The 15,577-nt window shown below is 60.1% G+C and carries 17 protein-coding genes and 1 tRNA gene; 6 read left to right on the forward strand and 12 right to left on the reverse strand.

The annotated features are described in order from the left end of the window. From BMX04_RS14030 to BMX04_RS14050, 4 genes are all read right to left on the reverse strand, one after another. On the reverse strand, positions 1–234 hold a 234-nt coding region (locus BMX04_RS14030), incomplete at its 3' end, for a transposase (protein ID WP_139194567.1). Positions 235–255: 21 nt separating this feature from the next. Then, the gene (locus BMX04_RS14035; RefSeq protein ID WP_217644490.1) at positions 256–726 is read right to left on the reverse strand and encodes a hypothetical protein; all 471 of its coding nucleotides are present in this window, start codon (positions 724–726) and stop codon (positions 256–258) included. Positions 727–1,097: 371 nt separating this feature from the next. Then, entirely contained in the window at positions 1,098–1,295 is a 198-nt protein-coding gene (locus tag BMX04_RS14045) for a hypothetical protein (RefSeq protein ID WP_074787519.1), read from the reverse strand. A gap of 295 nt (positions 1,296–1,590) precedes the next feature. Then, positions 1,591–1,845 carry a helix-turn-helix domain-containing protein gene (locus BMX04_RS14050; protein ID WP_074787521.1) on the reverse strand — a complete coding sequence of 85 codons (255 nt, stop codon included), beginning with the start codon at positions 1,843–1,845 and terminating at the stop codon, positions 1,591–1,593. A gap of 254 nt (positions 1,846–2,099) precedes the next feature. Here BMX04_RS14050 and BMX04_RS14055 point away from each other — a divergent pair, with 254 nt between their 5' ends. Next, complete coding sequence (locus BMX04_RS14055; RefSeq protein WP_074787523.1) at positions 2,100–2,696, forward strand: DUF6088 family protein; 597 nt, start codon at positions 2,100–2,102, stop codon at positions 2,694–2,696. Between the two features lie 2 nt (positions 2,697–2,698). Continuing rightward, complete coding sequence (locus tag BMX04_RS14060; RefSeq protein WP_074787525.1) at positions 2,699–3,706, forward strand: nucleotidyl transferase AbiEii/AbiGii toxin family protein; 1,008 nt, start codon at positions 2,699–2,701, stop codon at positions 3,704–3,706. 74 nt (positions 3,707–3,780) lie between these two features. Here the strand turns inward: BMX04_RS14060 and BMX04_RS14065 are convergent, their stop codons facing one another. Continuing rightward, entirely contained in the window at positions 3,781–4,644 is an 864-nt protein-coding gene (locus BMX04_RS14065) for a hypothetical protein (protein ID WP_074787527.1), read from the reverse strand. 207 nt (positions 4,645–4,851) lie between these two features. On the opposite strand from BMX04_RS14065, the gene BMX04_RS19460 reads away from it, so the two are divergent. Together BMX04_RS19460 and BMX04_RS14070 are read left to right on the forward strand one after the other, a co-directional pair. Further along, positions 4,852–4,916 (forward strand) — tRNA-Cys (locus BMX04_RS19460). A 258-nt stretch (positions 4,917–5,174) separates the two neighbouring features. Continuing rightward, positions 5,175–6,134, forward strand: coding sequence for a DUF808 domain-containing protein (locus tag BMX04_RS14070; RefSeq protein ID WP_074787529.1), 960 nt, complete (start codon positions 5,175–5,177; stop codon positions 6,132–6,134). A 57-nt stretch (positions 6,135–6,191) separates the two neighbouring features. On the opposite strand, the gene BMX04_RS14075 is transcribed toward BMX04_RS14070, so the two are convergent. The 4 genes from BMX04_RS14075 to BMX04_RS14090 all read right to left on the reverse strand — a co-directional run bounded on the left by BMX04_RS14075 (position 6,192) and on the right by BMX04_RS14090 (position 9,794). Further along, on the reverse strand, positions 6,192–6,554 hold the full coding sequence (locus BMX04_RS14075) for a hypothetical protein (protein WP_074787531.1): 363 nt from the start codon (positions 6,552–6,554) through the stop codon (positions 6,192–6,194). A gap of 234 nt (positions 6,555–6,788) precedes the next feature. After that, positions 6,789–8,012, reverse strand: a complete 1,224-nt coding sequence (locus BMX04_RS14080; protein WP_074787533.1) for a NifU family protein — start codon at positions 8,010–8,012, stop codon at positions 6,789–6,791. Next, positions 8,005–9,195 carry a P-loop NTPase gene (locus BMX04_RS14085; protein WP_074787534.1) on the reverse strand — a complete coding sequence of 397 codons (1,191 nt, stop codon included), beginning with the start codon at positions 9,193–9,195 and terminating at the stop codon, positions 8,005–8,007. Before BMX04_RS14085 ends, BMX04_RS14080 begins: the two co-directional genes overlap by 8 nt. Next, positions 9,192–9,794 carry a MarR family winged helix-turn-helix transcriptional regulator gene (locus BMX04_RS14090; protein WP_074787536.1) on the reverse strand — a complete coding sequence of 201 codons (603 nt, stop codon included), beginning with the start codon at positions 9,792–9,794 and terminating at the stop codon, positions 9,192–9,194. The genes BMX04_RS14085 and BMX04_RS14090 overlap by 4 nt, the downstream gene beginning before the upstream one ends. A gap of 93 nt (positions 9,795–9,887) precedes the next feature. On the opposite strand from BMX04_RS14090, the gene BMX04_RS14095 reads away from it, so the two are divergent. After that, positions 9,888–10,760, forward strand: a complete 873-nt coding sequence (locus BMX04_RS14095) for a sigma-70 family RNA polymerase sigma factor (protein ID WP_074787538.1) — start codon at positions 9,888–9,890, stop codon at positions 10,758–10,760. Between the two features lie 216 nt (positions 10,761–10,976). Further along, positions 10,977–11,123, forward strand: a complete 147-nt coding sequence (locus BMX04_RS19465) for a hypothetical protein (RefSeq protein ID WP_175477377.1) — start codon at positions 10,977–10,979, stop codon at positions 11,121–11,123. Between the two features lie 14 nt (positions 11,124–11,137). Here BMX04_RS19465 and BMX04_RS14100 read toward each other — a convergent pair whose 3' ends face one another. The 3 genes from BMX04_RS14100 to BMX04_RS14110 are packed head-to-tail and all read right to left on the reverse strand — an operon-like array spanning position 11,138 to position 15,504. Continuing rightward, entirely contained in the window at positions 11,138–12,853 is a 1,716-nt protein-coding gene (locus BMX04_RS14100; RefSeq protein WP_074787540.1) for a SulP family inorganic anion transporter, read from the reverse strand. Between the two features lie 53 nt (positions 12,854–12,906). Beyond that, complete coding sequence (locus BMX04_RS14105) at positions 12,907–14,583, reverse strand: bifunctional protein tyrosine phosphatase family protein/NAD(P)/FAD-dependent oxidoreductase (protein ID WP_074787542.1); 1,677 nt, start codon at positions 14,581–14,583, stop codon at positions 12,907–12,909. A gap of 36 nt (positions 14,584–14,619) precedes the next feature. Then, positions 14,620–15,504: an MBL fold metallo-hydrolase gene (locus BMX04_RS14110; protein WP_074787544.1), complete on the reverse strand. Its 885-nt coding sequence runs from the start codon at positions 15,502–15,504 to the stop codon at positions 14,620–14,622. Positions 15,505–15,577 lie beyond the last annotated feature (73 nt).

Below are 15,577 nucleotides of genomic sequence, written 5' to 3' on the forward strand. Positions count from 1 at the left end.
GCTGTGCATCACCGTGCCAGCCGTCACGGATGTCTGTCGCCCGCAGCCAGCACATTCCCAGGTCGCCCGATTTCGCTTGAGAGGCCAACCCTTGCAGGTGCCACAAGAGGGGCAGACGAAGCCGTCCGGCCAGCGTCGTTCTGCCAGATACTCCGAACACGCTTCCTCATCGAAAAAAAGCGCGTCGAACGCTTGGCGGGACATAGGTCTATCGTTTTTCCATCTGGCTGGCATGAGCGGAACAATAAGCGAACATCACAGATTTGCAAGCCCGGTGGCACAACATCCTGTGCCGCCGGAACGAAGGGGATAAGCCTTATCTCCCCAAATGAAATTTTGTACATCCCGACCGTTAACCGTGGCAATCACAGCTGGCTCATCATCCATGCCAGAAGTAATCGTGTCCGGAAGCAAATCTTTCAACTCAGGGAAGCGAGCCAAAAGGCCCAATGCGATCATGTTGTGAGTCTTACCTCCGCCCATGGCCTGTCTGAGCTCGAAAATAGCTTGCTGACTTTGACCGCTAAGGCGCTTTAGAGCGCCGCGAAGAAATTCCGACATACCGCTAGTTACGTGGTTTCGCGCGTAGAAAGCCTTAGCCGAAGCGAGGTCCGCCCCTGTAATCGAGGACAGGTGCTCAACTTGTTCAGATCTACTCATTGAGAAAGCGTCTGGGCTGAGCTCACAAATCGACGTCACCAGGGGAATGTTATAACCAGAACTCATGAATTTCTCTTTTCTGTATCTTTAAGTAATTTAAATCCACGCCTAAACCCATCAACCTGCGTGATACCTCGCTCCGCGCACCAAACCTTGAACTCTCGCCTCTGGCGTTCAGTTATCTTAAAATTCAGACTCACGAGTTCTTCGAGAGGATCGTTCGTTTCAGGATCAGCCATGAGCACCTCAATCTTCAATACGCACCATCAATAAAGATACCTTTCTTTATTTCAAGTCATACTGTTAAGACCCACAGTTGCCCGTACAAAATTTTCCGTCGGGAACCACGTTCCGCATCGATCATTATGTGCTTTGCGGACGACAAACCGCTTCTAAGTGAATGCACTCGGGGCGGTATGTCCGCCCCGGCGCAATGATCACTCGGTGACCGGGTCGTCCTCGCGGCGCGGAAAGGCGACCATTTCGACGTCGGGGAACATGCTGTGTTTGACGTTGATTGAGGTGATGTTGCCGCTGTCGTCGGTGTTGACGAAGAGGACGCCGCAGCGGTCCCAGAAGTTCTTGCCGTCTTTTTCGCCGGATTTGACGTTCAGTTTCAGAGTTTGAGTAGCCAATTTTTGATCCTCACTTTGAGTGTTTCGATGAACATGACCAAAGCGGGCACCAAGGGGCTGTCAGCGAGAAAATTGCCTCGCGAGGAATGCGCTGGCGCAGGGGAATTTTCTTGTTGAAGCGGGGCTTGCACTGCGTCTGACACGGCTGCCTGCTTATGTTCAGCAATCAGAAACACAGCGTTGAGGATCGGACATGGCACTTGCAAACTAACCGATCGCGTCATACCGCACCAAAAAGATGAAGGGCTTTGGCCAACCGATGAGTCGCTGACAGCCACAACGCCGCGGCAACAGACTATTCAAAAATGCCATCAAACTCTGAAGACATGCCTTTGCTGCGCTTTTCGACCATGATCTCTAGGTCTAACGCAGCCAAGAGCGCGAAGATTGTGTCTAGTTTGGTGCCGCCCTTTCCAGCCTCGGCTTTTGAGATGGTTTCCTGCCAAACACCGCTGCGCGTTGCGAGTTCAGCCTGCGTCCAGTTCTTCTCTCGACGAGCCTGGCGGATTGCATGGCCAAGGTTTTTGGGAGTGCGAACAAGGTTCTGCAAATCAGTTCTCCTGCCGTGATTATGACCCTCAGATCATAAACCTCAATTATGATCGTTAGATCATACGTCAAGTAGCCTAACTCCTGGCCGTTTACGCTATAGAATAAATTCACGCAGTTTGCGCTGTAGCGTAAATTTGACACCGCCATACTACCTCCCGCTTTCATCCCTGCCGCACGGACCTGATCTGTCGCTATTAACAGCTCATTGACTTTCAGAAAAACATACCCTATTTTCTGACAAGGAGTTCAAACATGATTACGTCGAATATCAAGCAACGCATCATCGGAAAGAGACGCGGGGCAATCTTTGCACCGGCTGACTTTCTTGATATCGGGTCCCGCGCAAGCGTGGACCAAGCTTTGTCGCGTCTGGCCGATCAGGGAGTGATCCGACGGCTCACACGGGGGCTATACGACTATCCAAAGAAGAGCCCTCGCTTCGGATTTCTGTCTCCATCCACAGATGATATCGCCAAGGCAGTTGCCCTTAAGGACGGTCAGATTCTGCAACCGTCGCCATCAATGGCCGCCAACCGATTGGGCCTATCAACTCAGGTGCCCTCCAAGCCTACCTATATGACCGACGGCCCTACTCGTACCAAGAAGGTTGGGCGGCAAGTCATCCAATTCCGGAACGCGTCCTCCAAGACGCTCGTCGGCGCAGGCCATAAGACCGGGGTTGTCTTCCAGGCATTGCGTTATCTTGGCAAGGATCGTGTAGACGGCCAAATCGTCGACCAGCTTGCTCGCGCACTGGACGACAAGGACCGGATGCTGCTGGCAAAACAAAGCAGGTATGTCCCTGCTTGGATGCACCCGATCTTGCAACAGATTGTTGCACACGCATAAGCATGGAGCAGTTCGCCAACGACCCCCCAGTACTCAGAGACGAGGCCTTTCAAGAGACTGCAGCGCAGCTTGGAATATCAAAGGCAATAATTGAAAAAGACTTCTGGGTCTGCTGGTCGCTCAAACAGCTTTTCGCATTGCCATCCTTTGGCGAGCAAATGATTTTCAAAGGCGGAACCTCCCTCTCCAAAGCCTATGACGTCATCCACAGATTCTCTGAAGATGTGGACCTATCTCTCGATCGAGAACAACTTGGTTTTGTCGGTGATCGTGACCCAGAAGGCCCTGATCTATCAGGCAAGAAGCAAAAGAAATTGCTTCAGGAATTGCAGGGGGTGGCTGAAGAGGCCGTTGGTGGCCGACTGTTGGCTGAGATCCAAACAGCGTTTGACGCCAGCCTGGATCAGGAGTTCAAGCTATCAATCGACCCAAATGATGCGCAGACCATTCTCTTCGGATATCCCTCGACGGCTGAAAGTATTGCCGGGTACGTCCAACCAATTGTGCGTTTTGAGTTCGGTGCGCGCGGCGTACAACTTCCAGCCGAGCAGATCCATATTGCTCCATACTTGCATCAGGCGTTCCCTGATCTTTTGACCAACAGTCAGGTCGGCGTGAAAGTGTTGGGCGTCGAGCGCACGTTCTGGGAAAAAGCTACCATCTTGCACATGCTTTTCCATCAGGATGCCGCCAAGCCTCTCGCGGATCGAATGTCGCGCCACTACTACGACATGGCGCAGCTGATCGAGCATGAGGCCAAGGACCGCGCGCTTCAAAGTCTCGATTTGCTGACACAAGTGGCACATCATAAATCGGTCTTTTTCAAATCCGCCAAGGCGAACTACGAAGAAGCCAAACCTGGCTCTCTTCGCCTGACACCGAACGAAGAGCTCACTGCCGCGCTTCGAAAGGACTATGCAGGCATGCGGGAAATGATCATCGGTGACGTGCCCACCTTCGATGAAATTCTGGCTAAGATTCAGACTTTTGAGGCTGAGATCAACAGCTGACCCTTTTGCCCGATTTCCTGTGGTGCTTCTCAAGGCCTGCAGAGCGAGAACCGCTATTTTCAGAGCAACCCGCGTCACGCCTGCAGCCCCGCCGCGCAGACTTGCTCAGGCGTCACCTGTTTCGACAAAATCAAATCCTCAATCTGTCGATTGGTTATATGACGGCACATGGGATGACGCTCATGGATCCAGCTGGCGAGCCGAGTACGGCCGTTGACTTCGGCCTCTCGCGCCTTCTCGCGATCGGCCTGTATCTGGGCAAGCCTCTTCTCCCACCGGCGCATCTTGAACCAATTGTCCGAGAAACAGATCTTACTGCGCGTGTAACCTTCGGTCTCAGCAGCATAGGTTTTGACTGCCTTCAGCAGATCATCGGGCGCAACGCCTGCCTTCACCGCCGCAGCAATCTGGAACAGGCAGGTCCGTCGGTCTCGGATTCTGTCCTGAGGATAGGTTGCTAGGATCTTCTCAGATTCAAGATCTTCAACCTCCTCCGTCGCCTCGCGCCTGCGCGTAGGTGGTTTATGGATGGTTTTAGGAAGGTTTGGGGTCCACAGTGAACCCCGTACCCCGGCCACTGTGGACCCCGTACCGGGTTCAGGCCGGACGGGGTTCACAGTGACCCCCGTCTCGATATCGGGTTCCGCCGTGGTTTCCATCGCCGCCACGCGTTCGAGAACAATACGGTAGATGACGGTGTAGCCGTTCTTGCAGTTCCGCCGCCCCGTTTCGATCAAGATCCCCTCACGCAGGAAGTCGATGATGGTGCGTTTGACAGTGCTCTCGCTAAGCTCTGTGTGGCGCTGGATCGTTCCTTTGGAGCACCAGATACCCGAGCCGTCATCGCTTGCCTTGTCAGCCAGAAACATGATTATCTGTTTGCGCGCGGCACTACCAAAACGACGCTCTGCGCATTCATTTGCGATCCGCCAACTCATAATTGCACCGCCAATTGGCTTGAGGTCGGGCCAAAAATCGCGTAATGATGAGGGTGGAAAAATTCTTCTATGCCGTTGAGGTGGGTAGCCGCCCCCTCAGCGGTTTTTCTTTGCCTTTTGGCCTCCGAAAAACCGTTTACCTCGGCCTCGTAACCTATTGAAAAGTGACCGTGAACGAAACAAGTCCGTTTACAATTTATCCCTGCTAAATCAACGAAAATTTCCGGATTGCAAATCCGTGTACACCGGTTCGATTCCGGTACTCGCCTCCAATATGCATCACCAACCTGCATCAATCGTCCGGACCCAGCCCATGGCTCACGCGCCACGTCCGGTGCCAAGTGGCGACCGAATGCCACCCTCGCCTTCCGTCCATGCCATCCGTTGACACCGACCGAAGGCACGGACTTTCAAGGATCTGCGGGTTTCCCTGCCTTGAACACGGCGCGAAACTGCGACATCGTGACTGAGCAGTCTTTGCTCTTTGGAAGGGTCGGCTGTCGGCGCGACGAACCAAGGCAGAGAGTATCATGAGCGGATTACTGGCGCTTTTCGACGATGTGGCGGCGATTGCCAAGCTGGCGGCGACGCAGCTCGACGATGTCGCGGCACAGGCCAGCAAGGCCGGGACCAAGGCCGCGGGTGTGGTCATCGACGACGCTGCCGTGACTCCGAAATACGTGACCGGCCTGCCTGCGGCGCGCGAATTGCCGATCGTGTGGAAGATCGCGCGGGCGTCGTTTTTCAACAAGCTGGTGATCCTATTGCCTGCCGCACTTTTGTTGCAGGCATTTCTGCCCTGGATGCTGACGCCGCTTCTGATGATCGGCGGGGCGTATTTGTGTTTCGAGGGGGCCGAGAAGGTCTGGCATCTCATCGTGCCGCACAAGGACAAGGGGCCGCAGCAGGCCAAGACCCTGGATGCGGCGCATCTGGAAGAGCAGCGGGTAAAAGGCGCGATCAAGACCGATTTCATCCTGTCCGCCGAGATCATGACCATTTCGCTGTCACAGATCGACATCGGCAGTTTCTGGATCCAGGCCCTCGCGCTGGCGGCGGTGGCGATCGGGATCACGGCACTGGTCTATGGTGCTGTGGCGCTGCTGGTGAAAGCCGACGACCTGGGAATTTTCCTGAGCGCGAAAGGCCGACTCGCCGCGACCCGTGCCTTGGGGCGCGGCATCGTCAAATCCATGCCTGCCGTGATGGCGGGGATCGCCACCATCGGCACCGTGGCGATGCTCTGGGTCGGGGGCAGCATCCTCGTGCACGGGCTGCACGATCTGGGCTGGCATCTGCCCTATGAGCAAATCAACCAGGCCGCCAAGCTTGTGGCAGAGGCGGTTGGTTCTGCCCCAGGCTTCGTGACATGGGTGGTGACGGCAGGACTGGACGGCATCATCGGGCTGGCCAGCGGCCTCGCGTTGATCCCCGTTGTCACGCGCGCCCTGGTTCCTGTCTCGGGGTGGCTGTTTCCGGAGAAGGCCTGATTTGACACTGCAAATGATCACGCATTGCGCGAGACGTCTCTGAGCGCCTTTGGGCCTTCACTGAAGCGTCGCATCGAACGTGATCACGCGACGCTTGCCCTCGCCTGCGACATCCGTCGCGATCTTCGCGTTCAGAATGTCACGACCCGAGAATTCGATCGCAGTCTCGTCCAACTCGGCTTGCTGCGCGCGGATGGTGTAGCCGTTTTCCTCTAGCGCCACGGACCAATCGCCGAACAGAGCCTCCACGTCCTGCGCCGTGCTGAACGAAAACATCCGGATACTGGAGCCAATCGCCCTGTCCATCATGACCTCAGCGTCATCAGGCAACACAAGCACGTCCGGCACCCAACCCTGCGGCATGTCCTCCGCATAGACGATCACGGTCGCAAAGAGCGAAAGGACAAGAGCGAGCAGCATTTCCTTGATGTGCCCGCATACGCGGCGCAACAACGGGCGATCATAACGGGCGAGCGGAGAGAATGGGACGCAGATCGCGCCCGATTGGGGAGATAAAATGCACATACCGCCAGAATATCGCCGCCCCGAGGATGTTCAACATCGTTTCGAGGCCCGACAAAGACAACGGCGGTTTTTTGCAAGCCGCAGCACAGGTCAGTGGGCGGTGCTGCATTTGGCACAGGTCCAATCCCCTCAGGGCCGCGTGGTCAGCCTTTGACGGTATGTGGCGAGGGCCTCCTGATCTTTCGGAATGGCGTGCCCGAGGGCCTGTGCCAGATCGAAGAACCCCTTGCCCGGCAAGCCGGAATGCCGGTTGACCACCCCCGCTGCCACGAAGGGTCGGTCTGCCGCCGCGTCCTCGCGCATAGTGGCTTCGAGCGCCTGTGTCACCTTGCGCACAGAACCCGGCAGGTAAAGCCCGAGCGCCCGAGCCAAGGCGCTGTATGTTATCGGTCTGACGTCGGTATCAAGGCTGTTCAAATGCGCGCGCACCCGGTCTGTGAGGGTCGCGGTCTTGGCTTCGATCCGGGCCTCGCGGCGCGGCGGCGGCACCTCGAAAATGCGGCCATTGTCATGCAGGTCCGCCGCCCAGGACCGGGTCGGCGCGAATACGCTGACGCGCGTGATCGGGCCACTCTGACCGGTGCGGGTCTCGACATGGCGCTCGATATCGCCATTGGCGAGGCCTGCCGAAAGCGTTTCCGGGGTAAGCCCGAGACGCCTTGCCAGAAACTCCGGGTCGATCCGCAGCTCGCCCTCGCTGTGATCCACGACCGAGGCGGGCACCGGGCGGGTCAGCTTTGGCGACGGGCCATCATCGCCGGTGTAATACGGGTTCACCCCGGCGTCGTGATCGGTCACGTCGATAATCTCGGTGATCTCCGGCAGCGCCGCCCGCAGCATCGTCTCGATCCCCTCGCGCAGGGTCTGGGACGAGGCCGCACAGCCCTGGCACCCCCCGGCAAAGCGCAGATGGACGCGGGCCTTTTCCACCCGGTCAACGCTCACACTGCCGCCATGCGCCGCAATCGCCGGATTGGCCTGCCGGTCGAGCAGGTCCTGCACCTGATCTAGGAGGCGCGCATCGTCATCCCGGGGCGGCTGCGCCGTGCCAAGCGGATGATCGCAGGTATCAAGTACCCTGCGTATCGCCTCCGCGATGCGCGGCTTGAGGTGCGTCCACTCTGCCCCTTCGGCACGCCGGACATGGATCGAGGCCCCGCCGACCTGCACTTGCTCCACCCCGTCGATGGCGAAAAGGGCGGTGGCCAAGGGGGCGTTCTCGGCCTCGGCAGCCGTGAAGCTCACACTTGATCCGGGCTGAACATCGCTGTCGAGCAGGAACCGCATGGTCATCGGGTCACGATCAGAGGCCTGCACGCGAATCCGGCGCTTGGGGGGCGTAAGGTCAGACATCCTCGAGATCGCTTGCCTCCATCGCGCGCAGCGCCTTGAAGGTGTAAATCCCCGAACTGTGGCCATCGCTGAACGCGACGCCGATCCCGTAATTGCCGACATTCCAGATCCGAGTGGGTGCCACGTCGAGCGGCACGGCCGCGGGATCGAGCAGTCGCGCGCCCGACATCTCGTCGCGGCAGGCCGCACACTGGCAGGCCAGTCGCATGTCGCGCGGGTTCAGCGCCATCTCGGCCCCGTCTTCCCAGGTAATCCGCAGGGTGGCGTCGTCATAGCGCATCGCGACGGGCAGTTCCGGGTTTCCATCCGGGTCGACGGCCCCGGGGGCGGGCTGTCCCGTGCCCTTGGCCACCTGCCAGTCGAACGGCGTCTGAAGCCCACGTCTGCCACCCTCCACCCGGCCTGCCAAGGCCGAGGCAACATCACGATACGCCTGCGCGGCCTTGCCCTGGGGTGCGCTCAGGATCGCGGGCCGCCCGGTATCGCCGCTCTCCACCACCTCGGGGTCCAGCGGAACACTGCCGAGGAAGGGCACGTCGAGCGCCTGCGCGATCCGCGCACCACCGCCCTGCCGGAAAATATCAGTGACCGTGCCGCAGCACGGGCAGGTAAACCCGCTCATGTTCTCGACAACGCCGATGATCGGCACGCTGACCTGTTCCATCATCCGCAACCCGCGCCGCACGATCCGCAGGCTGACATCCTGCGGCGTGGTCACAACCACCGCACCGTTCAGCGGAAAGGCCTGCGCCAAAGTGAGCTGGATATCGCCCGTCCCTGGCGGCAGGTCGAGCAGCAAGAGGTCGATGCCCTCCCAATCGACCTGCGTGATGAACATCTGCAGATACTTGGTCACCATCGGCCCGCGCAGCACGGCGGGCTTGTCGTCGCTCGTGAGCATGGCCATTGAGATCACCTTGATACCATGCCCCTCCGCCGGGATCACTTTTTTGGCGGGCGACATGGCGGGGGGGCCGCTGTCGGACAGCCCGAGCATGCCGGGAATGGAGGGGCCGTAGAGATCAGCATCGACGATCCCGACACGCAGCCCGCTTTCGCGAAGGGCGAGCGCAAGGTTGACCGTCACGGTCGATTTGCCAACACCGCCCTTGCCGCTGCTGACCGCGATCATCGCGGGCAGGCCGCTGCGCGGGTCCGCATCCTGCTGCTGCGTCTGGCTCATGGCTTGGATCCTGTAGGTTCGGTTTTCGTGGAAGTTGTCGAGAAATTCGCGCATAGCTGGCCGATCTCGAACGGGGCGAGGTCGCTTGCCACGCAGGCGCAATAGGCGGCCCCGTCACGATCCTCGAAATAGCGGCAGTCGCCACAGGTACCAAAGCCGCGATCCCCCCGGTGCCGCGCAAGGTTCGAGGCGATATCCGGCAGGGCGCGCGCGAGGGTGGCGTGATCGGCATCGCTCAGCCCGGCAAGTGCCGAGACAAGGTGGCGCAGCGGATCGCGCGCAAGGATGTCGCGGCCCTGCCCCGTCACCTCGAAACGCACGCTGCGCTTGTCCGTGTCCGAAGCATGCCGTTCCAGAAACCCGCCCTGCACCAATGACTTGATCACCTGCGAGGCCGTGCCGCGCGTCGTCGCCTGAAAGCTGGCAAAGGCCGACGGCGTGCGCGACGCCCGATTGGCGCGCGCAAAAAATCGCAGCGCCGTCCATTGCGCGGCGGTCAGCATATCCTCGCGCCCCTCGGCGCGCGCAGACCGCCCGACATGCACGAGCATTTCGGCCAACTGCTCAAGGTGTTCGATGTGGGGGATACGGGCTGACATGGTAATTTGATAGCGATTCAAAACCAGTTTGACAAGGGCCGCCTGTTCTATATGATTTCGATTCAAAACTAAATCTCACCGTAGACCGAGCCCATGAACAAACCCTTCATCCCGAGCGATCCCAAACACCATCGCAACCGGCCAAGGCCGGGCTTTCTAAGTGCCGATGACGAACAGCGCCTCGCCCGGGCGTGGCAGGACAACCGCGATGTCGACGCGCGCAACCGGTTGGTGCGCGCCTTTGCACCGCTTGCCATGGCCACGGCCAAACGTCACTCGAGGGACAAGAAACTGGATGACCCGGACCTGATCCAACATGCCCATATCGGCCTCATCAAGGCCGCGAACGGCTTTGATCCGGACAAGGGGTTTCGCTTCTCGACCTATGCAGCCTGGTGGATCAGGGCCGAATTGCAGGAGTATCGCCTGCGCACCTGGTCGATGGTACAACGCACACGCACGGCAAAATCCCGCAAGGTGTTCTTCAATCTGCATCGCCTTGAGGATGACGTGAATGCGCCTCAAGGCGAGACCCGCGATGAAAAGAATCGCCGCGTCGCCACGGCCCTTGGTCTTGAACCATCCGAACTCGACGCCTTCAGAACCGAGTTCGCCGGGAATGACAGTTCGCTCAACCGGCCCGCCTCGTCAGAGGATGGCGATGACATCATCAATTTGCTGCAAGACCCAGATTGCGACGTCGAACAGCAGGTCTCCGACCGGCTGGACCGCAAAAAATTCTGGCAAGAGGCAAAGACCCATTTCGGCAAGCTGCCCGACCGCGAACGCGTGATCGTCGTCTCCACGGTTTTGAAGGATCCGCCGATGACGCTCGAAGAACTCGGCACGGTCTACGGCATATCGCGCGAGCGGGTGCGCCAGTTGCGCGAGCGTGGCCTCGAACGTCTGCGCGGTTCCATGGGCGACAGTCTGGACCATCACCGCCCTGCCCTCGCGCCTCGGTAAGGCAGGAGACTGCGCGTTCGACTTATGCGTTTGCAAACCGACACCGGACAGATTACGCGTCAGGCGCATGCGCTGACGCGGGCGCACGATCGCCCCGCCCTTATACGGTCATCTTCGGTCCGCGCAGTCGCCAGACACTGAAAGGGGATTCACATCACCGCCAAGTTCAAAAAATCGCCGGATTTTCCAAGTGCGCGACCCAGAACAGAGACGCCGATGGAAAAGACCAACCGCGCCGTCAAGTTGATCGCCGAAGAGGAAAACACCCAACGGCAGGAAAAAATGGCCCGTCTTCGCAAGGCCCGTCACGAAAGCGAGAAGAGCGCGGCGACACCGGCGGATGACACACAAAAGAAGACCTGAGTCAGAAAGCGGCTTCAACGGCGCGGGGTCAGGCACTGCCACGCGTCGTATTGCGACAGGAACACCTGACCACCCATTTCGTCCAGAAAATGACTGCGCTTCAGGCGGTCCATCACCGGCCCCTTGACCTCGCTCAGGTGCAGGGTGATGCCCGCCGCCTCGAGCCGTTCATTGATCGCCTCAAGGCTTTCGAGCGCCGAAAAGTCGATCTCGTTCACCGCCGAGCACATCAGAACAACGTGCCGCAACGCGCAATCCTCGGCGATCCTGTCCTGAATGAGGTCCTCCAGAAACCGCGCATTGGCGAAATAGAGGCTCTGATCCACCCGCAGCGTCAGCAGCGCGGGATCGGTCTCGACCTCGTGGCGCAGAATGTTGCGGAAATGCTGCGTGCCGGGCACCAGCCCCACCTCGGCCACATGCGGGCGCGACGTCTTGTAAAGATGCAGCGCCAGCGACAGGATCACACCAGCGGACACGCCCGCCTCCACCCCCATACCGAGGGTGAGCAGGATGGTGGCCAGAACGGCGGTGAAATCGGCCTTGGAATAACCCCAGGATTTGCGCAGGATCGAGAAATCCACAAGGCTGAGGACGGCCACTATGATCGTCGCTGCCAGCACCGCCTTGGGCAGAAAGAAAATGAGCGGCGTCAGCGCCAGTGCGGCGATGGCCAAACCCACGGCGGTGAACGCCCCGGCGGCGGGCGTCTCGGCGCCCGAGTCGAAATTCACCACCGAACGCGAAAAGCCCCCGGTGACCGGATAGCCACCGGTAAAGGCCGCGCCAAGGTTGGCCGCGCCCAGGCCGATCAGTTCCTGATCGGGGTCGATCCGCTGGCGTTTCTTGGCGGCCAACGTCTGCGCCACTGACACCGATTCGACAAACCCGATGATCGAGATGAGCACCGCAGGCAAAAGCAGCGTAGACAAAAGATCAGGTGAAAGATCGGGCAATGTCAGTGGCGGCAGGCCCTGCGGCACCGTCCCCACGATGGCCACCCCACGCGCATCCAGCCCAAAGAGCCAGACGGCAAGGGTCGAGACCGCAACGGCCGCCACAGGCCCGGTCTTGGCCAGAATGTCAGCCATGCGCGGCGCGAGGCCCGCACGGAGCAAGAGCGGCTTGAGCCCCTTGCGCACCCAGAACAGGAACGCGGTTGCCAGCACGCCGACCATCAGGGTCGGCCAGTTCACTGCACCGAGATGCGCGACAAGCGTGCGCAGCATCTCGATCAGCGTATGTCCGCCCGCAGGCACGCCGAGGATATGCTTGAGCTGACTCGTGGCGATCAGGATGCCTGACGCGGTGATGAAGCCCGCGATCACCGGATGGCTGAGGAAATTAGCGACAAAGCCCAGCCTTAGCAGCCCCATGCCCAACAGCATCGCCCCCGACAGAAGCGCCAGCGTCAGTGCCGCTGCGGCGTAGCCCATGCTGCCCGCCTCAGCGACCTGCCCGATGGCCGCTGCCGTCATCAGCGACACCACCGCCACCGGCCCCACCGCCAGTGCGCGGCTGGTGCCGAACAGCGAATAAAGAATGATCGGCACGATCGAGGCATAGATCCCCGCCTGCGTGGGCAGCCCCGCCAAGAGCGCATAGGCCAATGATTGCGGGATCAGCATGATCGTCACGATCACCGCCGCCACTAGATCATTGGTCAGCGTGGCGCGACTATAGCTGCGCCCCCAGTCGAGCGGTGGGAAATAACGGGCAATGCGGGTCATTCGTGGTGGTCTTTCAGAAAAGAGGCATCAGGCGGGGAGAGGGGGCCGCAGCCTCATCCCCCGGCGCTGATCTTCTCGGGCCGCGCCAGCCATTCGCGTCCGCGCAGCATCGCCTTCCAATAGATTGGCGGCAGCATCTTTTCCTTGAGCAGCCAGGCCAGACGGCTGGGTTTGGTGCCGTCGATGATAAACTTCGGGAAGCTGGGCTTCATCACCCCGCCATATCCGAACTCGGCCAGCACAATCTTGCCGCGCTCCACCGTCAGCGGGCACGATCCATAGCCATCATACTGCGCCACCGGTTCGCGACCACGGATGTCGGCGACGATATTCTCGGCCACCACCGGGGCCTGAATCCGCGCCGCCGCCGCCGTCTTGGCATTGGGCGCATTCATCACGTCACCCAATGACCAGATGTTGTCATGGGTCTTGTGGCGCAGCGTCGCCTGATCCACGTCGATCCATCCGGCGGCATCGGCCAAGGGCGAGACCCGGATGAAATCCGGCGCGCATTGCGGCGGGCAGACATGGAGCATGTCGAACTCCATCGTCACGCGTTCGGGAGCACTGTCAGGCTTTGCCACCTCAAAGGTCGCCTGCTTCGCCGGGCCATCCACCGCCACGAGATTGTGAAAGAAATCCAGACGTGCGCCGTATTTGTCCATGTAGGATTGCAGCGCGGGCACGTAATCCTTGACCCCGAACAGGACGCCACCCGCGTTGCAAAACCCGATCTCGATATCCCTCAGACGGCCCGTGCGAAACCAGTGATCCGCCGAGAGATAGAGCGCCTTTTGCGGCGCACCCGCGCATTTGATCGGCATCGGCGGTTGGGTGAAAAGCGCGCGGCCCTGCTTCAGCCCCTGCACCAGTTCCCATGTGTAAGAGGCCAGATCGTAACGATAATTCGAGGTGACGCCATTGCGCCCGAGGGTCTCCTCCAGACCTTCGACCCTTGCCCAATCGAGCTTGAGCCCCGGGCAGATCACGAGGCGGTCGTATTTCACCACCCGACAGCCATCAAGGATCACGGCGTTGTCCTTGGGCTCGAACGCGGCCACGGCGGATTTGATCCAATGCACCCCGCGCGGGATGAGGCTGCCCATGGTTTTTGCGGTCTCGGCAGGCTCGAAGATGCCGCCACCGACCATGGTCCAGCCGGGTTGATAGTAATGAATTTCCGCAGGGTCGATCAGGGCGATCTCCAGCCCCGGCTTGCGCGCCTTGAGGCTGGCCGCCACCGCGATGCCGCCCGCGCCGCCGCCGACGATCACTACATCGAATTTCGCATCGCCGGTATCGGTAGGCGTCTTGCCGCCATTCACGATCCGCCGCGCAACCCCGGCCATGTCGTACCCGGCGGCCTTGGTCGCGGCGAGAATTTCGGGCACCGGTCGGCTCTTGGCCTGGCTCAATGACCAGAGTGTGGCCGAGCGCGTACCGGTGCGGCAGTAGGCCAGCACCGGACCGGGCAGTTGCATCAGCGCCTGCCCGAACGCGTCGGCATCACCGTCCTGCACAATGCCCGATGTGACGGGCAGATAGCGCGCCTCCAGCCCCGCCGCCTTCGTCGCCGCCTCGATCTCGTCGAAGGTCGGCTGATCCGCCCCCTCCCCATCGGGACGGTTGCAGATAATCGCACGATAGCCCGCCTCGCGGATCGCCGCCACATCCCCGGCGCTGATCTGGGGGCTGACCGACAGCGCGTCGGTCACCTTGTTGAATTGCATTGCGTTTCCTCCCGTTCGGGGTCCTGCGCCCTGACCTCAGAGTGCGTTGACCGGCACCTTCAGCATCGGGTTGCCGTCGCGGTCCGTCGGCACCTCGCCCGCGCGCATGTTCACCTGAAGCGAGGGCAGGATCAGGCGCGGCATGTCGAGTGTCGCGTCCCGCTCGGTGCGGAACTTGACGAACTGTTCCTTTGTCTTGCCGCCACCAACGTGGATGTTATGCGCCTTTTCTTCGGCCACCGTGGTTTCCCACCGGATGTCCCGGCCATTCGGGCCGTAATCGTGACACATGAAGAGGCGCATGGCGTCGGGCAGCGCCAGCACCTTTTGAATGCTGTCATAGAGCGTCGCCGCATCGCCGCCCGGAAAATCCGCCCGCGCCGATCCGCCATCGGGCATGAACAGCGTATCGCCCACGAAGGCCGCGTTCCCCATCACATGGGTCATGCAGGCAGGGGTATGGCCGGGGGTGTGCATCGCGAAACAGGTCATGCCACCGACGGTGTAGGTATCGCCATCCTTGAACAGCCGGTCGAACTGCGACCCGTCGCGCTGAAACTCGGTACCCTCGTTGAATATCTTGCCGAAGACATCCTGCACGATCAGGATATTCTCTCCGATCCCGATCTTGCCGCCGAGTTTGTCCTGAATATAGGGCGCGGCACTCAGGTGATCGGCATGGACATGGGTCTCGATGATCCATTCGAGGCTCAATCCGCGCTTTTGGACCGTCGCGATCATCGCGTCAGCATGCTCGTACGTGATACGGCCCGCAGCATAGTCGATATCCATCACCGAATCGACGATCGCGCAGGCGTCCGAGGCCGGATCCTTGACGATGTAGCTGATCGTGTTCGTGGCCGCGTCAAAGAACGCCTCGACCTCTGGTTTCACGTCCATGTTCACAGGATAATCGGCCATGGTTTGCTCCTCGGTAGACAGGTTGCAGCGTCCCTAGCACGTCCGCGCATGACGGTCGGTGACTCCGTCACAA

Origin of the sequence: Roseovarius tolerans (assembly GCF_900109855.1) — a bacterium.
GTDB lineage: Bacteria > Pseudomonadota > Alphaproteobacteria > Rhodobacterales > Rhodobacteraceae > Roseovarius > Roseovarius tolerans.